The sequence below is a fragment of the Asticcacaulis sp. genome (assembly GCF_027484505.1).
In the GTDB taxonomy this organism is placed as follows: Bacteria; Pseudomonadota; Alphaproteobacteria; order Caulobacterales; family Caulobacteraceae; genus Asticcacaulis.
The window spans coordinates 1-19,652 of record NZ_JAIXSV010000161.1 but is presented as its reverse complement, the minus strand read 5'-3'; the positions used below and the strand labels follow the sequence as shown (position 1 = coordinate 19,652).

At 62.8% G+C, this 19,652-nt stretch carries 19 protein-coding genes; 11 read left to right on the top strand and 8 right to left on the bottom strand.

Annotated features, from left to right (window positions below; translation table 11 throughout):
• The 5 genes from Q0072_RS10370 to Q0072_RS10350 all read left to right on the top strand — a co-directional run.
• On the top strand, positions 1 to 862 hold an 862-nt coding region (locus Q0072_RS10370; RefSeq protein WP_298329440.1), incomplete at its 5' end, for a putative glycoside hydrolase.
• 175 nt (positions 863 to 1,037) lie between these two features.
• A complete protein-coding gene (locus tag Q0072_RS10365; protein ID WP_298329437.1) occupies positions 1,038 to 2,627 on the top strand; it encodes a sodium/sugar symporter in 1,590 nt (529 codons plus the stop codon).
• Between the two features lie 130 nt (positions 2,628 to 2,757).
• Positions 2,758 to 4,623: a polysaccharide lyase family protein gene (locus Q0072_RS10360; protein ID WP_298329434.1), complete on the top strand. Its 1,866-nt coding sequence runs from the start codon at positions 2,758 to 2,760 to the stop codon at positions 4,621 to 4,623.
• Between the two features lie 59 nt (positions 4,624 to 4,682).
• The gene (locus Q0072_RS10355; RefSeq protein WP_298329432.1) at positions 4,683 to 5,603 is read left to right on the top strand and encodes a 5'-methylthioadenosine/S-adenosylhomocysteine nucleosidase; all 921 of its coding nucleotides are present in this window, start codon (positions 4,683 to 4,685) and stop codon (positions 5,601 to 5,603) included.
• A 177-nt stretch (positions 5,604 to 5,780) separates the two neighbouring features.
• Positions 5,781 to 7,100 (top strand): NCS2 family permease, encoded by a 1,320-nt coding sequence (locus tag Q0072_RS10350; protein WP_298329429.1) that lies wholly within the window; start codon positions 5,781 to 5,783, stop codon positions 7,098 to 7,100.
• Here the strand turns inward: Q0072_RS10350 and Q0072_RS10345 are convergent.
• The 4 genes from Q0072_RS10345 to Q0072_RS10330 all read right to left on the bottom strand — a co-directional run bounded on the left by Q0072_RS10345 (position 7,078) and on the right by Q0072_RS10330 (position 10,146).
• The gene (locus Q0072_RS10345) at positions 7,078 to 7,335 is read right to left on the bottom strand and encodes a hypothetical protein (RefSeq protein WP_298329426.1); all 258 of its coding nucleotides are present in this window, start codon (positions 7,333 to 7,335) and stop codon (positions 7,078 to 7,080) included. The genes Q0072_RS10350 and Q0072_RS10345 overlap by 23 nt on opposite strands.
• Before the next feature lie 499 nt (positions 7,336 to 7,834).
• A complete protein-coding gene (locus Q0072_RS10340; RefSeq protein ID WP_298329423.1) occupies positions 7,835 to 8,050 on the bottom strand; it encodes a DUF6587 family protein in 216 nt (71 codons plus the stop codon).
• Positions 8,047 to 9,894 (bottom strand): ferrous iron transporter B, encoded by a 1,848-nt coding sequence (locus tag Q0072_RS10335; RefSeq protein ID WP_298329421.1) that lies wholly within the window; start codon positions 9,892 to 9,894, stop codon positions 8,047 to 8,049. Before Q0072_RS10335 ends, Q0072_RS10340 begins: the two co-directional genes overlap by 4 nt.
• A 15-nt stretch (positions 9,895 to 9,909) precedes the next feature.
• A complete protein-coding gene (locus Q0072_RS10330; protein WP_013479430.1) occupies positions 9,910 to 10,146 on the bottom strand; it encodes a FeoA family protein in 237 nt (78 codons plus the stop codon).
• A gap of 226 nt (positions 10,147 to 10,372) precedes the next feature.
• Between Q0072_RS10330 and Q0072_RS10325 the strand changes: the two genes are divergently transcribed.
• The 4 genes from Q0072_RS10325 to Q0072_RS10310 all read left to right on the top strand — a co-directional run bounded on the left by Q0072_RS10325 (position 10,373) and on the right by Q0072_RS10310 (position 13,939).
• Positions 10,373 to 11,641 carry a 3-phosphoshikimate 1-carboxyvinyltransferase gene (locus Q0072_RS10325; protein WP_298329416.1) on the top strand — a complete coding sequence of 423 codons (1,269 nt, stop codon included), beginning with the start codon at positions 10,373 to 10,375 and terminating at the stop codon, positions 11,639 to 11,641.
• Positions 11,642 to 11,830: 189 nt separating this feature from the next.
• On the top strand, positions 11,831 to 12,574 hold the full coding sequence (modA, locus tag Q0072_RS10320; RefSeq protein ID WP_298329413.1) for a molybdate ABC transporter substrate-binding protein: 744 nt from the start codon (positions 11,831 to 11,833) through the stop codon (positions 12,572 to 12,574).
• Between the two features lie 4 nt (positions 12,575 to 12,578).
• Positions 12,579 to 13,256 carry a molybdate ABC transporter permease subunit gene (gene modB, locus Q0072_RS10315; RefSeq protein WP_298329409.1) on the top strand — a complete coding sequence of 226 codons (678 nt, stop codon included), beginning with the start codon at positions 12,579 to 12,581 and terminating at the stop codon, positions 13,254 to 13,256.
• Positions 13,253 to 13,939 carry an ATP-binding cassette domain-containing protein gene (locus Q0072_RS10310; RefSeq protein ID WP_298329406.1) on the top strand — a complete coding sequence of 229 codons (687 nt, stop codon included), beginning with the start codon at positions 13,253 to 13,255 and terminating at the stop codon, positions 13,937 to 13,939. Before modB ends, Q0072_RS10310 begins: the two co-directional genes overlap by 4 nt.
• A 31-nt stretch (positions 13,940 to 13,970) precedes the next feature.
• Here Q0072_RS10310 and Q0072_RS10305 read toward each other — a convergent pair whose 3' ends face one another.
• The 3 genes from Q0072_RS10305 to Q0072_RS10295 form a co-directional block, all read right to left on the bottom strand.
• Complete coding sequence (locus Q0072_RS10305; RefSeq protein WP_298329403.1) at positions 13,971 to 14,222, bottom strand: hypothetical protein; 252 nt, start codon at positions 14,220 to 14,222, stop codon at positions 13,971 to 13,973.
• Between the two features lie 71 nt (positions 14,223 to 14,293).
• A complete protein-coding gene (locus Q0072_RS10300; protein WP_298329400.1) occupies positions 14,294 to 15,055 on the bottom strand; it encodes a glucose 1-dehydrogenase in 762 nt (253 codons plus the stop codon).
• Positions 15,045 to 15,857: an alpha/beta fold hydrolase gene (locus Q0072_RS10295; RefSeq protein WP_298329397.1), complete on the bottom strand. Its 813-nt coding sequence runs from the start codon at positions 15,855 to 15,857 to the stop codon at positions 15,045 to 15,047. The genes Q0072_RS10300 and Q0072_RS10295 overlap by 11 nt, the downstream gene beginning before the upstream one ends.
• A gap of 161 nt (positions 15,858 to 16,018) precedes the next feature.
• Between Q0072_RS10295 and Q0072_RS10290 the strand changes: the two genes are divergently transcribed.
• Positions 16,019 to 16,795, top strand: coding sequence for an SMP-30/gluconolactonase/LRE family protein (locus tag Q0072_RS10290; RefSeq protein ID WP_298329394.1), 777 nt, complete (start codon positions 16,019 to 16,021; stop codon positions 16,793 to 16,795).
• Between the two features lie 136 nt (positions 16,796 to 16,931).
• Positions 16,932 to 19,049, top strand: a complete 2,118-nt coding sequence (locus Q0072_RS10285; RefSeq protein ID WP_298329391.1) for a malate synthase G — start codon at positions 16,932 to 16,934, stop codon at positions 19,047 to 19,049.
• On the opposite strand, the gene Q0072_RS10280 is transcribed toward Q0072_RS10285, so the two are convergent.
• The coding region (locus Q0072_RS10280; protein WP_298329389.1) for an IclR family transcriptional regulator at positions 19,033 to 19,652 on the bottom strand (620 nt) is incomplete at its 5' end. The genes Q0072_RS10285 and Q0072_RS10280 overlap by 17 nt on opposite strands.

Below are 19,652 nucleotides of genomic sequence, written 5' to 3'. Positions count from 1 at the left end.
GGTCGTTACTGTCTTCCTGTCGGGCCGTCCGATGTGGGTGAACCCGGAAATCAACGCCTCTGACGCCTTTGTCGCGGCCTTCCTGCCGGGCAGCGAAGGTGGCGGCGTGGCCGATGTGCTGATCGGCGACAAGGCGGGCAAGGCGCGCAACGATTTCAAGGGCAAGCTCAGCTTCTCCTGGCCGAAATTCGCCAATCAGCAGCCGCTGAACCTCAACACGCCGGGCTATGACCCGCTGTTTGCCTATGGCTACGGCCTGACCTATGCCGATAAGGGCGACCTTCTGCCGCTGTCCGAAGACTCCGGTCTGAAAGACGCCGGTGTCGTCAATGTCGATACCTACTTCAATGCCGGTCGCGTGCGTGCGCCGTGGAAGTTCTACCTCGCCGACGCCGATGGCGCGGTGGCGGGCGATCACGGCACGATCAGGTCGCCGAAGGGCGTGGTCACTCAGGCCACGGTCGATGCCGGGGCTCAGGAAAATGGCCGCCTGCTGACCTTTACGGGGCAGGGCAAGGGCGAGGCCTATTTCGCCAGCGACGTGGTTGACCTCAGCCGTCAATCGACCGGTGAACTGGCCATCTCCATCACCTATAAGCTCGATGCGGCCCCGACCGGACCGGTACATCTGGCGCTGGGCCGTGACCGCTTTGTCTTCCAGGAAATGGATGTCGCCAGCCTGCTGAAGGCCGACGGTCAGTTCCATACGCTGAAGGTCAAGCTGAACTGCTTCGCCGCCATCGGTCAGAATATGGCCCAGATCGGCATGCCGTTTGCGCTGCGTTCGGAAAAGCCGCTGAAACTGACCTATACGGCGGTCAAGCTGGCCTCCAACGAAGGCGATGCGGTCTGCCCGAAATAGGCCGAACCGACGGGACTGAAAACCAGACGCGGTGGGGTTCACTCCACCGCGTCTTTTTTTGAGCGGTGCCGGTCGCCTTTTGCTGACGATTGCACATTGCCAAATTCTAAATTTCGATTAATTGTGTGACAATTGCTGCGCAACAGACGCCGCAAAAAACACACAGGGGGCATTCATGCTTTCAGGTTTCCTGCCCGCCACCAACATACTGGCGGACGTCGATCTCTATATCCTGCTGGCCTATATTGTCGGCATCTTCATTCTGGCGCAGGTGGTGTCGCGCCGCAAGTCCAGCGAGGCCGTGACCTCAAAGGGCTACTTCCTCGCCGGCAATCAATTGCCGTGGTGGGCCATTGGCGCGTCGCTGATCGCCGCTAATATTTCGGCTGAACAGATCATCGGCATGTCGGGGTCCGGCTTCCGCATCGGTCTGGCCATCGCCTCCTATGAGTGGATGGCGGCGATCACCCTGATCATAGTCGGGAAATACTTCCTGCCGGTCTTTATCAAGAATGGCGTCATGACCATGCCGGGCTTCCTTGAACAAAGGTTCGGCCCCAGCGTGAAGTACCTGATGGCCGTTTTCTGGCTGGTGCTTTATGTTTTTGTCAACCTGACCTCGATCCTGTGGCTGGGGGCGACGGCGATTTCGGGCGTGACCGGCGTGGAGCCCATCTATGCCATCGTCGCCATCGGTATCTTCGCCCTGGCCTATCAGATCAATGGCGGGCTTAAGGCCGTCGCCCTGACCGACATCGTGCAGGTGGCCCTGCTGATCCTTGGTGGTCTGATCATCGTCTATATCTCGTTCTCGAAGATCGGCGGTGATGCGGGTGTGATGGGCGGTCTGCATACCCTCCACACGCGCTTCCCGGAGCATTTCGACATGATCCTGTCGAAGGACTCGCCCTTCTATAAGGACCTGCCGGGTATTGCCGTGCTGGTCGGCGGCCTGTGGATCATGAACATCTCCTACTGGGGCTTCAACCAGTACATCATCCAGCGCGCGCTGGCGGCCAAGTCGCTCAATGAGGCGCAAAAGGGCATTGCCTTCGCCGCCTATCTCAAGCTGCTGATGCCGGTCATCGTGGTGTTTCCGGGCCTTGCGGCCCTGATTCTCGCGCCCAATATCGAAAAGGCCGACCACGCCTATCCGGCCATGATGCAGCTTCTGCCCAGCGGTCTTCTGGGCCTTGTTTTCGCGGCGCTGGTGGCGGCGATCATCGCCTCGCTGGCCTCGAAGATCAATTCGATCTCGACCATCTTCACGCTCGATGTGGTGGCCCCGCTGAAAAAGGAGATTCCGGATCAGAAGCTGGTGACGATTGGGCGTATCGCCTCGGTCGTCTCGGTGATCGTGGCCATGGCCGTGGCGCAGCCACTGCTGGGCAAGACCGATCAGGCCTTCCAGTTCATTCAGGAGTTCACCGGCTTCTTCACGCCGGGCATCGTGGTCATCTTCGCTCTGGGCATGTTCTGGAAGCGCTGTTCGACCGCCGGGGCCTTTGTCGCCGTCGCCGCCTCGGTCATCCTTTCGACCGTGGCCAAGTACGTGCTGCCCGATGTGCCCTTCATGGACCGCGTCGGCTATGTCTTCCTGGCGTCTCTGGCCCTGTGCGTGCTGGTATCGCTGATCGTGCCGAACAAGAAGCCGGTCTCGACCCTGACGCTGGAAGGGGTCAGCTTCAAGACCTCAACGGCGTTCAACATACTGGCGATTGGCGTGGTGATCGTGCTCGTCGCCCTCTACGGCTTGTTGTGGTAGGGATAGGCGGAAACAAAAGGAGAAGCGCCTCGCTTGCGGGCGCTTTTTCGTTTTTACACATAGCGCGGCAACGGAATCTGAGCGTTCGTGACGTTTGATGAGCGATAAACGCACGCTCAGGGAAGATACCGTGACCTCCAAGACTCTCAGAACCGTCCTGCCGCTGCTTCTTCTGCTGGGCGCCTTGCCTGCGGCGGCTGAGGTGACGGCGATCCGCGCCGACGGGCGGCTGACGCTCACTAACGGCCTGATCGAAGCGGTGATCGACACCAATGGTGATGTGGTGTCGTTCAGGGACCTGCGCGGCACCCCGACCGAGCTGATCCAGAGCGGGCAGAAACTCTACTGGGACGCCAATGCCGAGTCGTTGGGCACGACCGCTACGCCGCCGCCCAAAAAGGGCTATTACCGCCCGTCACCCGCCGACACGAAAGTCGAGCTGGTCACGGCGACGGCGGCTCTGGCCGATGTGAAGATCAGCAGCGGCCCGACCGAACATTTTCCGTTCAAGGCCGAGCGCCATTACGTGATGAAGGACGGCCTGCCGGGGCTCTATGCCTATGTCGTCTTCCGCCACCCGGCCGATGTGCCCGCCGCGCGTTTGTGGCAGACGCGTTTTGTTTTTCGCACCTCGCCGCAGGTGTTCAATGCCTGGAGCATCGCGCGCGACAAGCTGATCCGCATTCCGCGCGCCGAAGTGACGCAGAAGCTGATGGACGCCACCTTCCGGCTGGCCGACGGGACGGTGAAGACGAAATATCTCAACTCGGTCTATTGGGGCGATGTCCCGGCCTATGGCACGCTGTCGGTGGAGCCGGGCCAGAGCCGCGGTATCTGGATGATCGAGCCGTCGCCGGAATATCACAATGGGGGCCCGATCAAGCAGGGCCAGACCGTGCACGACGATGTGCTGTTGCGCGTGCTGCAATCCTCGCATTTTGGGGCAAAGTCAGTGGACGTTCAGGCCGGGGAGGCGTGGTCCAAGGTCTATGGCCCCTTCCTCATCTACGCCAATCAGGCGACAACGCCGGGTCGTCTGTGGTTCGATATCGACCGGCAACTGGCGGCGGAAAAGGCGCAGTGGCCCTATGACTTCGTCAGCGCCCCCGAATACGCCCGAACGCGCGGTACGCTGACCGGTGAGGTGCGCTTGAACGGGGCGGCGGCGGGCAAGAGCCGGGTTATCCTGTCTGACCCCGGTGCCGTCTGGTCCGACAGCGGCAAGGGCTATAACTACTGGGGTGAGGTCTATGCCGACGGGCAGTTTCGCATCGAAGGTATTGCGCCCGGCACCTACGCGCTGAGCGTCACCGGGGCGGATCAGCCCCACGACCTGAGCGGTCGCACCGTGACCATCCGTGCCGGTGAGCAGGACACGGGCACGATCTTCTGGGAGAAGGAATCGCACGGCAAGACCCTGTGGCAACTGGGCACGTTTGATCGTCAGGCGGCGGAGTTCCGCAATGGCGACGAAGCACGCGGCTATCAGATGTTCACACTCTACCCGCAGCAGTTTCCGAACGATGTCGATTACACCATCGGGCGCAGCGTCGCGGCGCGCGACTGGAACTACGCGCACTGGTCCTGGTACATGACGGACCCGGCCTGGCACCTGCGTTTCAAGGCGGCACCGCAAGCGAGGAAGGGGACGCTGACCATCGGTATCGCCTCGGCGCAACCGGCAAAGGGCAGGTTGACGGATGTGCGCGTGGCCCTGAACGGTCAGGAGATCGGGGCCATCCGCCTGCCCAAGACCGGCACAGCCGGTTATCGCGGCGGCGTGCAGGATCAGAATTATAACGTCGTGACCTTCACCTTCGATGCGTCTCTGCTGAAGGCCGAGAATGACCTGACCTTCCGCCATGCCGATGGGCAGGTGTTTGATCCGGCCCTGATCAAGGCCGCCGAAAGTACCGCCGCTGATGACGATCAGACCCCCGGCACCGCCGCGCCGGGTCAGGTGATGTACGACGCCATTAAACTGGAAGTGCCGTAATTTCGATTGCACCTCTCGTCGTCGCGCGTTAGCTTTTCGCATCTGCGAAGAGGTGACGTATGCGGTTCTGGGGCCTCTGTCTGGCGATGGTGATGAGCGTAATGATGACGATGACGGTGCAGGCGGCGGCCTATCTAGATAAGACCCCGCGCATCGGCGTCATCTCGGCCTTTGAGCCGGAATGGCAGGCCCTGATCGGGCGGCTGAAAGACCCCCAAAGCTACAGCCTCAACGGCATGAAGTTCGTCACCGGCACGCTGGAGGATAAGCCGGTCGTGCTGACCATGTCGAGCATGTCGATGGTCAATGCGGCGATGAATACGCAACTGCTTATTGACCGCTTCCACGTCGAGCGCATCGTCTTTTCGGGCATAGCCGGGGGCATCGACCCGTCCCTGAAGATCGGCGACGTGGTGGTGCCGGCGCGCTGGGCGCAGTCACTGGAAACCATTATGGGACGCCAGACCGCGACAGGCTTCGTCAAGCCGGACTGGCTGACCTGGGCCCCCGACGGCATGGAAGCCTATGGCATGATCATCCCCAATTCGGTGGTGGTGGGCAGTGCGAAACACGCGCCAGCGCCCAAGGTGTGGTTTGAGGCCGATCCGGCCATGCTGGCGGTGGCTGCTAAACTTGAGCAGACCGAACTGGCCCACTGCACGGCGGACGGACGCTGTCTTGATCACAGGCCGCAACTGCATGTGGGTGGGGATGCGGTGTCGTCGCCGGCCTTTGTCGATAATGCTGATTACCGCGACTATCTGCACCGTGCGTTTAATGCCCGTGTGGCGGATATGGAAAGCGCGGCGGTGGGGCAGGTGGCCTTTGCCAATGACGTGCCGTTTATCGTCTTCCGCAGCCTGTCCGATCTGGCGGGCGGGGACGAACACGCCAATCAGATGGCGACCTTCATGGCGCTGGCCTCGGAAAATTCAGCCGCGGTGGTGTGCCGGTTTATCCGCGCCTTGCCGGCAAAATAAAGGTCGCAAGGCGCTTGCGTGTTCATACCTCCCCAGCTTGCTGGGGAGGGGGACCGCACGAAACGGCGCCGCCGTTGAGATGCGGTGGTGGGGGCTTTGTTTTGCGGTACAAAATTTCAGCTTGCGGAACATTGTCCGCCGGACGCTAATGAAACCGATTTTGTGTGTGGGGACGATATGGGCTTTCTCGACAGATATTTTGGCCTGAGCGCGCAGGGCACCACGGTGCGGACCGAGGTCATGGCCGGTTTCACCACCTTCCTGACCATGGCCTATATCGTGCTGGTCAATCCGGCCATCCTGTCACAGACGGGGATGCCGCTGGCGGCGGTGGCGGCGGCGACCTGCGCGTCGGCGGCCTTTGCCTCGATCCTGATGGGACTGGTGGCCAACTATCCGCTGGCCATGGCGCCCGGCATGGGGCTCAACGCCTATTTCACCTTTACCGTGGTCAAGGGGATGGGCCTGCCGTGGCAGACGGCGCTGGGCTGCGTCTTCCTGTCGGGCGTGTGTTTCCTGCTGCTGACGCTCGGCGGGGTGCGGCAGATGATCGTCAACGCCATACCGAAGCCCTTGTTCGCCGCCGTAGCCGGGGGCATAGGCCTGTTTATCGCCTTTATCGGTCTGAAAGAGGCGGGCATTATCGTCGCCAGCCCGGCCACCACCGTGGCGCTGGGTGACCTCAAAACACCCGCCCCGGCGCTGGCCCTGCTGGGGCTGCTGATCATTGCGGTGCTGAGCGCCTGGCGCATCAAGGGGGCGGTGCTGATCGGCATACTGGCGACCAACGCAGCGGCGTGGGGATTGGGGCAGGTGACCTATCAGCCGACGCCCTATGACCTCAAGGCGCTGACCGCCACAGCCTTTGCGCTGGATATTCCGGCGGCGCTCGATATCGGCAAGACGGGCTTCGGCATCCTTGAAATCATCTTCGTGTTTCTGTTTGTCGATCTGTTCGACAATGTCGGCACGCTGGTCGGCGTGTCCAAACGCGCCGGGCTGATGCAGCCCGACGGCAGCATCCCGCGCCTCAACAAGATCCTGTTCACGGATTCGATCGCCTCGATGGCCGGGGCGGTGATGGGCACTTCGACCGTCACCAGCTATATCGAAAGCGCGGCGGGCGTGGCCGAAGGCGGCCGCACGGGCCTGACGGCCGTGGTGACGGGGTTGCTGTTCCTTGTGGCGCTGTTCTTTGCGCCCTATGCGCAGTTCATCCCGGCGGCGGCCACGGCACCGGCCCTGATCATCGTGGGGGCGCTGATGATGGCCCCGCTGAAAGAGATCGACTGGGAAGACGCGGGCATCGCCGTCCCGGCCTTCCTGATTCTGATCGGGATTCCCCTGACCTTTTCCATCGCCAACGGGCTGGCCTTTGGCATCACGGCCTATGCGGTGATCAAGCTGCTGCGCGGTCAGGCGCGGCCTGGCGACTGGCTGTTGCTGGTTCTGGCCGGGCTGTTTGTGGCGCGTTTTATCTGGTTGTCTGCCGCTTAGGTTCGTCGGTGCCCGTCTTTTCAACGCGATTGGCGTCATAGGCCGCATCCGGGCCTTTGGCGGTGGGGCTGTCGCGGTTGGTGGCCGTAAAGGCGACGACAAATCCGATCAGGACGATCACAACGGCGATAATGCCCCACGGCAGACGACGGCGCGGCAGGTTACCGGGGCCTTCGGGGCCGCTACGGGTCAATTCGTCGCCGCGCGCGTGCAGCGGGTCTTCGGGATGGGTCATGGCGGGCTCCTGTATAAAGACTCTCAGGATGCGACCTGCGACCGTAAACCACAGTGCCGAATGCGGCCCCATTTGTAAGAATGCGCTATCGACAATCTGTGTTGCGTTGCATTCACAAACCCCATTGCGTTTGTAACTTTTGTTGAAGGGGCTTGCCGTTTAAGGCCTTGCGTTTTGCTGCATCGCAAACTAGATTGGGGGTGTTCAGTGCTTTGCGCTGATTGCCCTTCCTGGGCGTTTCCTCCCTGTAAACTTTAAGCCGCGCCGCAATGCGCGGCTTTTTTTTGCTCGAAATCCCGAAGGTGTTAGGCTGAGGTGACGATTTAAGATTTAATGTCGCTATTTTCTCCTCCCCATATCATGGGGAGGTGGCAGCGAGCGAAGCGAAGCTGACGGAGGGGTATAACCGTCCGTAAGATACCCCTCCGCCTCGTAAACTCGGCACCTCCCCATAAAATGGGGAGGAGAAAGATCGCAAAGGTTAATTCATCACCACTATCTAGCTTTTAGGCGGCAAATCGAAGTTCAGCGTCTTGCAGCCATTGCACGATGCGCAGCCCGAGTCGCACCCGGCGGCTGGTTTGGCAGCAGACTTAAACCCCAGACGGCGGGCCACGGCCTCGGCAGTTTTGGGGAACAGGCGGCGCGCCATCATGGCGGCAGCTATGGCCACAATGACGGCGACGATCAGGGTCTGCATCAGGTCGTAGCTCATCCCGTCACCATCTTCGTTACGCTGTAGGTCAGGAACGAGGCCAGATAGGCCAGAGCGAACAGGTAGCCCGTCGTCAGGCCCACGAACTTCCACGAATTGGTTTCGCGGCGGATGACGGCAAGCGTCGAAAGACACTGCGGCGCGAAGATGTACCAGGCGAGAAGCGAGAAGCCGGTGGCCAGCGACCATTGCGCGGCGACGGTGGCCTGCAACTGATTGGCCACGGCGTCTTCGGAGCCGGAAATAGCATAGACCGTCCCCAGCGCCGACACGGCCACTTCGCGGGCGGCCATGCCGGGGATCAGGGCGATACAGATTTCCCACGTAAAGCCGATAGGGCGGAAGATCGGCTCGATGGCGTGGCCGATCATGCCGGCGAAGGAATAGTCGATGGCCGGCTGTGTGGCGTTGGCGGGGGCCCGCGGGAAGGTGGCCAGCACCCACAACAGCGTATTGGCGGCAAAAATCACGCCCGTGATTCTCCGCATAAAGATACCCGCGCGCTCCCACAGGCCCAGCGCCAGATTGCGCGGATTGGGCAGGCGGTAGGCGGGCAATTCCATCAGCAGCATGGCCGGGCTCTTGTCCGTGCGCAGCAGCTTCATCACCCAGGCGACGATCAGGGCCGACAGGATGCCGGCGATGTACAGCCCAAACAGCACAAGGCCCTGAAAGCTGAGGACGCCCCACACCTGACGCTCAGGTATGAAGGCGGCGATCAGCAGGGCATAGACCGGCAGGCGCGCCGAGCAGGTCATCAGCGGCGCGATCATGATGGTGGTCAGGCGGTCGCGGATGTCGTGGATCGAGCGCGTGGCCATCACCCCCGGAATGGCGCAGGCAAACGACGACAGCAGGGGGATAAAAGCCCGCCCGGTCAGGCCCGCCCGCGCCATCAGCGTATCGAGCAGGAAGGCGGCACGCGGCAGATAGCCCGACTCTTCGAGCACAAGGATGAAGAAGAACAGGATCAGGATCTGCGGCAGGAAGACCAGCACCGAGCCCACCCCGCTGATCATGGCGTCGGCGATAAAGCTCTGCAACAGGCCTTCGGGCATGTGCGCGCGCACCATTTCGGCGGCCCAGCCAAACAGGCCCTCAATCCCGTCCATCAGCGGCGTCGCCCAGGCAAAGACGGCCTGAAACACGACGAACATCAGTAAGGCGAGGATGGGCAGGCCAAAGACCGGATTGAGCAGGACCCCATCCAGTTGGTCGTCGATCTTCGCCGTAAAGCTTGGCATGGTGACGGCGGCGTTGAGAATATCGCGCACTTCAAGGTGCACGTCGCGCTCCGTCTCGGCGATCTTCGGAGCTTCGATCGACTGCGTGTCGATATGGTCGATCAGGTGCTTTGCACCGCCCCCGGCAATGGCCACGGTCTGGATGACCGGAATGCCCAGCAGGGCCTGAAGCTTGTCCTGATCAATATGGATGCCGCGTTTGTGCGCCGCGTCCATCATATTGAGCGCCAGCACCATGGGGCGACCCAGCTTGCGGATTTCCAGCACAAAGCGCAGGTTGAGGCGTAGATTGGTGGCGTCGGCCACGCAGACGATCACGTCAGGCGCGCCGACTTCGGCCACCTTGCCCATACAGACGTCGCGGGTGATGATCTCGTCGGGGCCCAGCGCATCGAGGCTGTAGGCACCGGGCAGATCCAGCACCTGAATCACGCGGCCGGACGGGGCGGTAAAGCTGCCCTCCTTGCGCTCGACCGTCACACCGGCGAAGTTGGCGACCTTCTGGCGCGCGCCGGTGAGTTGGTTGAACAGGGCGGTCTTGCCGCAATTGGGGTTCCCAACCAATGCTATAGAAATGGGCGCGATCAACAGTCCGGACATCTCAGAACGCGCTCCTTACGCTGTACGCACCTGAACCCGGTCGGCTTCGGCGCGGCGCAGCGCGAAACGGGTAAAGCCAATCTGGATCAGCAGGGGTTCGGCCCCGAACGGGCCTTTGGCCACGACCTTCACCGGCTCATCGGCGACGAAGCCCAGTTCGCGCAGCCGGCGGCCCACGCGGTCATCGGCACCAAGGTCGGCGACATCGACCACGATGGCGGCGCTATGCAGAGGCAGATCGCTCAGTTTCATATCGGGAACGCGGGTCAGACTTGCAAGTGAGAATGATTATAAAGTGGCTCTTACGCAATTGAAACCGTCCTGACAACGGTTTTGTCCGTGGCCTGTGATCTCAGGCGTCAGGCAAACGGTTTCAGATGCAATAAAAACAAGCGACTGCGGGGCCTGCGGCGGATGGCTGCACCCTTTACGAACGCCCTCTCAGTGTTTAGGAAGCGCCTGTATCGCGGAGCTTGTTATGAATATCGACGCCTTCCCTCAGCTTGAAATCGTGCCGGTCACCGGGCCGATCACCGGCGCCGTGGTGGTGCCGGGGTCGAAATCCCTGACCAACCGCGCCTTTCTGGTGGCGGCGCTCGCCAAAGGGGAAAGCACGCTGTCGGGGGTGCTGACCAGCGACGATACGGTGCATATGGCCACCGCGCTGAAGCAGATGGGCGTCGAGATCGTAACGCTTGATGCCACCACCGTGACCTTGCGCTCGTCGGGCAAGCTGAAGGCCCCGGCCCAGCCGCTGTTTCTTGGCAATGCGGGGACGGCGACGCGCTTTCTGACGGCGGCGGTGGCGCTGGCCGACGGGACGGTGGTGATCGACGGTGACGACCATATGCGCAAGCGGCCCATCCTGCCGCTGGTCGAGGCCCTGACGCGGCTGGGGGTCGAGGTGTCGGCCCCGACCGGCTGTCCGCCGGTGACGGTGACGGCGCGCGGCGGCTTTTCCGGCGATGTCGTAGACATCGACGCCGGTTTGTCGAGCCAGTACGTGTCGGCGCTGCTGATGCTGGCGGCCTGCGGCAATAAGCCTGTCGAGGTGCGGCTGCGCGGCGATCACGGCATTGGCGGGCGTGGCTATATCGACCTCACCCTGGGCATCATGCAGGCCTTTGGCGCGAAGGTGTCGCAACCCTCTGACGGCGTGTGGCGCGTGGAACCGACCGGCTATGTGGCGGCAGACTACCCCATCGAACCGGACGCCTCCTCCTGCACCTATCTGTGGGCGGCTGAGGTGCTGACCGGCGGCCGGATCGACTTTCAGATGGACACGGCGGCCCTGACCCAGCCTGACGCCAAGGCGCGCGATGTCATCATGAGCTGGCCGCACATGCCCGCCATTATCGACGGCTCGCAGATGCAGGACGCCGTGCCGACGCTGGCCGTGCTGGCGGCGTTCAACCAGACGCCAGTGCGCTTTGTTGGCATCAGTAATCTGCGCGTCAAGGAATGCGACCGGGTGAGCGCGGTCTGTGATGGGCTGAACGCTCTGCACGCCGGTCTGGCCCACGAGGAGGGCGACGACCTGATCGTCCATGCCGATCCGGCGCTGATCGGGGCGACGACGAAAGCCGTGATCGACACGCACAATGACCACCGCATCGCCATGTGCTTCTCGCTGGCCGGGCTGATGATGTCGGGCGTGGTGATCGACAACCCGAAATGCGTGTCGAAGACCTTCCCGACCTATTGGGAGGTGCTGGAAAGCCTTGGCGTGGGGTTGAAGCATCCATAAGGTTTAGCCACTAAAAACACGAAAAGTCACGAACGCTGCGCGTGTGGGAGCGCTTCTGCCCGCAGGGCTATTTTCCGCCTGTGACGCACACAAGGGTCAGACACTTCGTGGTTAGACCGCGCGCAATGAAGTTCGTGTCTTTTCGTGTTTTTCGTGGCTAAATTTTTCTCCCCATGCCAGCATGACATCATGCAAACCCTTCGTCGTCTTCTGCTGATTGCGCTTGCGCTATTTGCCGTGCCGGCACTGGCACGGGCCGAAGAGATGCGGGTCGCCGTTGCTGCCAACTTCACCGACACAGCCAGACTGATCGCCACCGCCTTTGAAAAGAAGACCGGCCACACCGTCACCCAGAGCTTCGGGGCTTCGGGTCAGTTCTATGCGCAGATCAAAAACGGCGCGCCCTTCGATGTCTTCCTCAGCGCCGATGCCGAACGCCCGCTGCGCCTTGAGGCCGAGGGTTTGACCGTCAAAGGCACGCGCTTTGTCTATGCCTATGGTAAGCTGGTTTTATGGAGCGCAGATATGCGCGTGGACGCGAAGGGCGCGGTCCTCAGCAAGGGCACGTTTGACAAACTGGCGATTGCCGATCCGGCGGCGGCCCCCTACGGCGTGGCGGCGGTCGAGACCCTGACCCGGTTGGGCCTCTATGAGCGCTTGCAATCGAAGATCGTCAAGGGCGGCAATATCGCCCAGACCTACACTTTTGTGGCCACGGGGGCCGCGGAACTGGGGTTTGTCGCCCTGTCGCAGGTGCAGGGTAAGGGGGGATCGTCGTGGCGGGTGCCGGCCAACCTCTATACACCGATTGATCAGCAGGCCGTTCTGCTGAGCGCTGGCGCGAGCAACCCCGCCGCCAGAGCCTATGTGGCCTTTCTGCGCTCGCCGGAGGCCGTGAACATCATCCGTTCGCACGGCTACGAGGTCCGCTGAACTCATGTGGGAGGCCATCCGCGTCACCTTGCTGCTGGCCGCCGTGACCACGCCTCTATTGTTGCTGCTGGCGACGCCGCTGGCGTGGTGGCTGGCCAAAGGGACGGGGTGGTTCCGCGACACAGTGGCCGCCGTGGTGGCGTTGCCTATTGTCCTGCCGCCGACGGTGCTGGGCTTTTACCTGCTGATCGCGCTGGGGCCGCACAGCCCGCTGATGGTGGTGTTGCAGCCCTTCGGTGTCCGGACACTGGCCTTCACCTTTCCCGGGCTGGTCATCGGGTCACTGGTCTATTCGCTGCCCTTTGCCGTTCAGCCCATCCGCAATGCCTTCGAGGCCATGGGACCGCGCCCGCTGGAGGTCGCCGCCACCTTGCGTGCCTCGCCCTGGGATGCCTTCTGGTCGGTGGCCCTGCCGCAGGCACGGCGCGGCTATGTGACGGCGGCTTTGCTGGTTTTTGCGCACACCATCGGTGAATTCGGCGTGGTGCTGATGATCGGCGGGGCCATTCCCGGTCAGACCGAGGTCGTCTCCATCCGCATCTTTCAGGCGGTTGAACAGCTCAACTTTGCCGAGGCGCATCTGATCTCCGGCGGCCTGCTGGCCTTCTCGTTCGTCGCCCTGATGATCATGCTGGTCATCGACCGGCGCTTCGGCGCGCGCTCGGCGGGGATCAGGCCATGATTCAGGTCGATCTCAGCGGTACGGTGGGCGATCTGACGCTGTCGGTGCGCTTTGAGGCCGGGGCAGGGCTTACGGCGCTGATGGGGCCGTCCGGGTCCGGCAAGACGACGCTGCTGCGTGCGATTGCCGGGCTGGAGCGCCTGAGCGGGCGGGTGCAGGTGGGCGACGCCGTCTGGCAGGACGCGGATCGCTTCATGCCCGTACACAAACGCGCCGTCGGCTATGTGTTTCAGGAGCCCTCGCTGTTCAGCCATCTGTCGGTCGAAGGCAATCTCGATTTTGCCCTTAAACGCAGTCCGAAAACCGTCGATAAAACCGGAATTGTCGATCTGTTGCGCATCGGCGCGCTGTTGCCGCGTCAGGTCGAGCGCCTGTCGGGCGGGGAGCGGCAACGCGTGGCCATGGCGCGGGCCCTGCTGTCCGGGCCGGAGCTGCTGCTGATGGATGAGCCGCTGTCGAGCCTCGATCAGTCGGCGCGTGCCGAGATCCTGCCGCTGATCCGCGATGTGGCTGAGCGCGTGCCGGTGCTTTATGTCAGCCACGACCCGCTGGAGGTGGCGCGCCTGACGGGGCAGGTCATCTATATCCGAAATGGACGACTGGCTGAGCGCCCGGCGGTGACGCTGGAGGGCCTGTCTCAGGCGGAGATCGAAGCGCTGGCGATGAAGGCGTTGGGTTCATAATCTACACCTCCCTGCCAGCCGGAAGAAGGGATTACATCCCCGTCGAAATGGCGGCGGTGGCATCGGGCACTTTTTGCAGTTCCGAGGCTGCGACCTTGCCGACCGGAAAGCGGTCGTCGTCCCACACCACATGCACCATGTCGGAACCGCCTTTGTTGGCTTCGCCGGGCGGCACGATCAGGTTGTCATCGGCGGGGTCATGGCTGACCGTGCCGATGCCTTTTTCGGCGTGTTCGACGCGTTCGCCGTCCTCAAAGCTGTGCGGGGGAATGTCGTCGGTCATGGGTACGCTCCTTATCACAGAAGGGGCCATGATCGAAAAAGCGGCATAAGGAGGCAATGGTGTAAGGCGCGCTACGGCATATACTGCCCGCCATTGATGTGCACGATCTGACCGGTGACGTAGCCGCTCAGGCGATCGGAGGCCAGATAGAGCACCGTCCCCACACAATCTTCCGGCGTGCCGATGCGCCCCAGTTGCGTGGCGTTCTTCATCGCCTCCATGCGCTCGGCCGGCGTCGCCGCGTGGAAGGGCGTGCCGATGACGCCGGGCGCAATGGCGTTGACGCGGATGCCGCGTTTGGCCAGGTCGCGCGCCATGTGCCGCGTCAGATTGTGCACATAGGCCTTGGCGCAGGCATAGTGGCCGGACCCCGGCCCGCCGCCATCATTACCCGCAATCGAGCCGACATTGATGATGCTGCCGCCGCCTTGTTGTTCGATCAGCGGCACAGCGGCCTGAGAGGCATTGATCACCGCGCGCACATTGAGGTTCATCACCGTGTCATAAAGCGCGTCGTCGATTTCCATGAACGGGCGGCGGCCGCACAGGCTGCCGGCATTGTTGACGAGGATGTCGAGCTTGCCCAGTTTCTGCGCTGCGTCCTCGACCATGCCTTTGGCGGTTTTCGGGTCGGTCAGGTCGGCCTGCACGATCACCGCCGTGCCGCCTGCCGCGGTAATGGCGTCGGCCACGGCCTGCGCGCCTTCAGCATTCGAGGCGTAATGGATGGCCACCGCCGCGCCGCATTCGGCAAAGCCTTTGGCGACGGCGGCGCCTATGCCCGACGAGGCGCCAGTGATGAGTACGGATTTGCCTTTGAGGTCATTGAGCATAGGTGGTCCAGTCTTTGGTCGGCATCTGGGCCATCTGGCCCAGCGCCACGGGGGCGAGTTTGGCAAAGTCGGGATGGTGGTCAGAACCGGTCAGGGTAATAAAACGCACCCGGACCTTTGCGGCGATGGCGGCCGTGTTCAGCGCCTCGCCTTCGCTGAAAGGGATGATGTCGTCCGCCGTGCCGTGGATCAGCAGGAGCGGCACCTTGATCTGCGTCACGGCTTTGAGATTGTCAAAGCGGTCCGGCATGACCGCCCGCGCATAGGCCGGGGCCATGGCCGTCAGTGAGGTAAAGGTGCCGAGCGTCACCACCCCGGCAATCTCTTCGCGTGTCGCCGCATCGAGCGCCACGCCGCCGCCCAGTGAATGCCCGAACAGATAGACCGGCGCACCCGGTTGCAGGGTGCGGCCATAGGCGATGAAGGCAGCGGCATCGGCGCGCAGACCCGTCTCGCTGGGCGTGCCCGGATTGCCGCCATAGCCGCGATAGTCGGCAATCAGCAGTCCGTCACCCTGCTCAGCCAGCGGAGCAGCATAGCGGGCGGCGGTATAGCGGTTGCCCCCATTGCCATGAAAGAAGACGATCAGTCGCTTACCCGACTCGCGCGGCGGGTAATAATAGCCTTTGAGGCTCAGGCCATCGGCGGTGGTGACGCTGACCTCACGCGGGGCCTCACCCAGCCACTGTGCCGTAGCGGGCAGGGGATCGGGCATGTAGATATAGCTGCGCACCACGGGCGCGCAGGCACTGAGGCAGGTCACGGCCAGCACCGCCAGAATGGCGCGAACGACAGGTTTCATAAGGCTCCCACTGGATAGAGACGACGATGCGCCGTCTGCGCATTAATGAGCGAAAGTGAGCGACAGGCAAGGGGTGGCGGAGGTTTGTTCAAGGTTTCCTTTTGGCGGGTTTGATTTTCGGGGCCGCTCCGGTGTAGCCAAAAGAAAACCGGAGACAAAGCATGTGGCAACCGTCCGAACTCTATCCCGATCCGTCCGTCGAAAGCCTTGATCCGCGCTTCGACACATACCGCCTGTCGCTGGCGGCGGTGGAGTGGCTCTATGAGGGCACGCGCTGGGGTGAGGGGCCGGTGTGGTTCGGCGACGGGCGCTACCTGCTGTGGAGCGACATCCCCAATGACCGTATCCTGCGCTGGGACGAAGAGACGGGGGCGGTGTCGATCTTCCGCAAGCCGGCGCACTTCGCCAATGGTCACACGCGCGACCGGCAGGGGCGGCTGATCTCGTGTCAGCACGGCACGCGCAGCGTCACCCGCACCGAATATGACGGCACTATCACGACGCTGGCCAGCCATTATCAGGGCAAGCGCCTCAACTCTCCCAATGATGTGACCGACGCCATCGACCGGCCCAACGGCATCTGTTTTTCGCCGGATGAGCGGCTGTGCTATATCGCGCAGTCGGGCGAGCCCAAGCGCATCTGGGTGTTTGAGGTGGCGGGCGACAGCCTGACGAACGGGCGGGTGTTTGTCGAATGCGCGCCGGGTCAGCCGGATGGCTTCCGTTGCGACGAAGACGGCAACCTGTGGTGCGGCTGGGGCGGTGGGCCGGGCCTGAACGGGGTGCGCGTCTTTGCACCGGATGGCACGGCGATCGGCCATATCCACCTGCCCAATCGCTGCGCTAATCTGGTGTTTGGCGGGCGGGCCCGGAACCGCCTGTTCATGACAGCGGGGCAGTCGCTGTTTGCGCTTTATGTGAACACGCGCGGCGCATAGTACAGAAAATGGAAATTATTTCTGTAAAAAATTCATATATTTATATTTAAAATAAATTTTGGAAATAATTTCCGGAAAAATTGACCCCTGCGGCCATGAGCGGTTATCCTGAAATAACTTTAGGAGGAAAACCGCTATGGCCTACACCCCCGTCTCCGGTATCGAGGTTGATGACATCCTGTGGTGCTTTGTCCGCGAAGAGGCCTTGCCGGGCTCCGGCGTGGCTGAGGCGGCGTTTTGGGACGGGCTGGCGGGGCTTATTCGCGACTTCGCGCCGCGCAATGCGGCCCTTCTGGCGCAGCGCGACGCCTTGCAGGCGCAGATCGACGACTGGCACCGCGGCCACGCCTTTGAGCCGGTGGCCTATAAGGCTTTTCTGAACCAGATCGGCTATCTGCGGCCCGAACCGGCGCCGTTCACCGTCACGACGGCGGATGTCGATGACGAGATCGCGCGCCTGAGCGGGCCGCAACTGGTCGTGCCCGTGTCCAATGCCCGCTACGCCCTGAACGCCGCCAATGCCCGCTGGGGCAGCCTGTATGACGCCCTCTACGGCACCGATGTGCTGGGGCCGGTTCCAACGGCGGGCGGCTATGACGCCGCGCGCGGCGCGGCGGTGCAGGCGGCGGCCAAGGCCTATCTCGATGAATTCGTGCCGCTGGATGGCCTCAGCTACGCCGGTGTCACGGCCTATACGGTGGCGGACGGGCAGTTGCGGGCCAATGGCGCGCCGCTGAAAGACCCGTCGCAATTTGTCGGTTTCAGCGGCCCGGCCGACGCCCCGCAGTCGATCCTGCTGCGTCACAACGGCCTGCACATTGACATCCGTATCGACCCTCAAAGCCCGGTGGCCGATGCGGCGGGCGTCGCCGATGTCGTGCTCGAAGCCGCCCTGTCGGCCATTATGGACATGGAAGACAGCGTCGCCGCCGTCGATGCGACGGATAAGGTCGGCCTCTATCGCAACTGGCTGGGCCTGACGCGCGGCGATCTGAGCGAACAGTTCAGTAAGGGCGGTCAGGTGCAGACGCGCCGCCTCAATCCCGACCGCGCCTATACGACCCCCGACGGTCAGACCTTCACCCTGCATGGGCGTAGCCTGATGCTGGCGCGCAATGTCGGCCTGCATATGTACAGCGACATGGTGCGTCACAACGGTCAGGCCGTGCCGGAGGGGCTGATCGATCTGATGATCACCGCCCTGATCGCGCGCCACGACACCGGCCGCAACAGCCGCACGGGCTCCGCCTATATCGTCAAGCCTAAGATGCACGGGCCGGACGAGGTGGTCTTTGCCGTCGAAACCTTCGCCTTCGCTGAACGCGCCGTGGGCCTGCCCGAACGTACGCTGAAGATCGGCATTATGGATGAGGAGCGCCGCACCAGCGTCAATCTGAGGGCCTGTATCGCCGCCGCCAGGGACCGCGTCTTCTTCATCAATACGGGCTTCCTTGACCGCACGGGCGATGAAATCCATACCTCCATGGAGGCCGGTCCGGTCCTGCGCAAGGGCGAGATCAAGGGGGCCATCTGGATCAGGGCCTATGAGGACTCCAATGTCGATTGCGGGCTGATCGCCGGCCTGCCCGGCCATGCCCAGATCGGCAAGGGCATGTGGGCAGCCCCGGACATGATGGCCGATATGATGGCGCAAAAGATCGGTCATCCGAAGGCCGGGGCCTCGACCGCCTGGGTGCCGTCACCGACGGCGGCCACCCTGCACGCCCTGCACTATCACCGCGTCGATGTGGCCGCCGTGCAGGCGCAGTTGCGCGCCCGCCCGCGCGCCTCGGTCGATGACATACTGACGCCGCCACTGGCGACGCGGACCTATAGCCCTGAAGAGATTGCCGAAGAACTGGACAACAATCTACAGGGCATTCTCGGCTACGTCGTGCGTTGGGTCGATCAGGGCGTGGGCTGCTCCAAGGTGCCGGACATCCACGATGTCGGCCTGATGGAGGACCGCGCGACGTTGCGCATCTCCAGCCAGCACGTGGCCAACTGGCTGCAGCACGGCTGGGTGTCTAAGGCGCAGGTGTTGGAGCGCCTGAAACACATGGCCAAGGTCGTCGATGCGCAAAATGCCGGTGATCCCGCCTATCGCCCGATGGCTCCGGCCTATGACGGCGAAGCCTTCAAGGCGGCCTGCGACCTGTGCTTTGAAGGCGCGAAACAGGCCAATGGCTATACGGAGTTCATCCTGCACGACCGCCGCCGGGCGGTGAAGGCCAGGTTTATCCCTCTCCCTTGAGGGAGAGGGGATTCAAGAGGTGCCCCCCGATCAGATCGGTAATGCGCGTGGCGGTTTCGCGCACCTTAAGTGCCAGTTCCGGCAGGCGCGCCTCGCTGAGTCGCTGGGACGGACCCGACAAGGAAATTCCGGCGCGCGCCTCGCCATATTCGTTGAAGACCGGCGCAGCGACGCAGCGCATCCCGATATGGGCCTCTTCGTCATCGAGCGACCAGCCACGCGTCCGGATGGCACTCAGATCGCTGCGCAGAGCTTCCGGCGTGATCAGGGTCTTGGCCGTGTATTGCGGCAGGTCGCGGCGTTTCACCAGCGCCTCCAGAGCGGGGTCGGCAAGCTGCGCCAGCAGGGCCTTGCCGATGCCCGACGCATGGGCCGAGCGACGGTCGCCGATGCGGAAAAAGGCGCGGATGGGGGCTTCGCACTCGACCTGCGCCACGAACACCACTTCGAAACCGTCGAGCATGGCCAGGTTGACCGTCTCGCCCGTCGCCTCCATCAGGCGCAGCATTTCCGGCCGCCCGGCAGTGAGGATGCGGTTGCGGCGCTGAAAGGCCATGCCGATGCGCAAGGCCTCAATGCCGATGGCCCATTTCTGCGACGGCT

What these genes read in the sequence shown, in the direction of transcription:
- Q0072_RS10365 (WP_298329437.1), top strand. Translation starts at nt 1,038, where the DNA reads ATGCTTTCAGGTTTCCTGCCCGCCACCAACATACTGGCGGACGTCGAT.
- Q0072_RS10355 (WP_298329432.1), top strand. Translation starts at nt 4,683, where the DNA reads ATGCGGTTCTGGGGCCTCTGTCTGGCGATGGTGATGAGCGTAATGATG.
- Q0072_RS10350 (WP_298329429.1), top strand. Translation starts at nt 5,781, where the DNA reads ATGGGCTTTCTCGACAGATATTTTGGCCTGAGCGCGCAGGGCACCACG.
- Q0072_RS10345 (WP_298329426.1), bottom strand. Translation starts at nt 7,335, where the DNA reads ATGACCCATCCCGAAGACCCGCTGCACGCGCGCGGCGACGAATTGACC.
- Q0072_RS10340 (WP_298329423.1), bottom strand. Translation starts at nt 8,050, where the DNA reads ATGAGCTACGACCTGATGCAGACCCTGATCGTCGCCGTCATTGTGGCC.
- Q0072_RS10335 (WP_298329421.1), bottom strand. Translation starts at nt 9,894, where the DNA reads ATGTCCGGACTGTTGATCGCGCCCATTTCTATAGCATTGGTTGGGAAC.
- Q0072_RS10330 (WP_013479430.1), bottom strand. Translation starts at nt 10,146, where the DNA reads ATGAAACTGAGCGATCTGCCTCTGCATAGCGCCGCCATCGTGGTCGAT.
- Q0072_RS10325 (WP_298329416.1), top strand. Translation starts at nt 10,373, where the DNA reads ATGAATATCGACGCCTTCCCTCAGCTTGAAATCGTGCCGGTCACCGGG.
- modA (WP_298329413.1), top strand. Translation starts at nt 11,831, where the DNA reads ATGCAAACCCTTCGTCGTCTTCTGCTGATTGCGCTTGCGCTATTTGCC.
- modB (WP_298329409.1), top strand. Translation starts at nt 12,579, where the DNA reads ATGTGGGAGGCCATCCGCGTCACCTTGCTGCTGGCCGCCGTGACCACG.
- Q0072_RS10310 (WP_298329406.1), top strand. Translation starts at nt 13,253, where the DNA reads ATGATTCAGGTCGATCTCAGCGGTACGGTGGGCGATCTGACGCTGTCG.
- Q0072_RS10305 (WP_298329403.1), bottom strand. Translation starts at nt 14,222, where the DNA reads ATGACCGACGACATTCCCCCGCACAGCTTTGAGGACGGCGAACGCGTC.
- Q0072_RS10300 (WP_298329400.1), bottom strand. Translation starts at nt 15,055, where the DNA reads ATGCTCAATGACCTCAAAGGCAAATCCGTACTCATCACTGGCGCCTCG.
- Q0072_RS10295 (WP_298329397.1), bottom strand. Translation starts at nt 15,857, where the DNA reads ATGAAACCTGTCGTTCGCGCCATTCTGGCGGTGCTGGCCGTGACCTGC.
- Q0072_RS10290 (WP_298329394.1), top strand. Translation starts at nt 16,019, where the DNA reads ATGTGGCAACCGTCCGAACTCTATCCCGATCCGTCCGTCGAAAGCCTT.
- Q0072_RS10285 (WP_298329391.1), top strand. Translation starts at nt 16,932, where the DNA reads ATGGCCTACACCCCCGTCTCCGGTATCGAGGTTGATGACATCCTGTGG.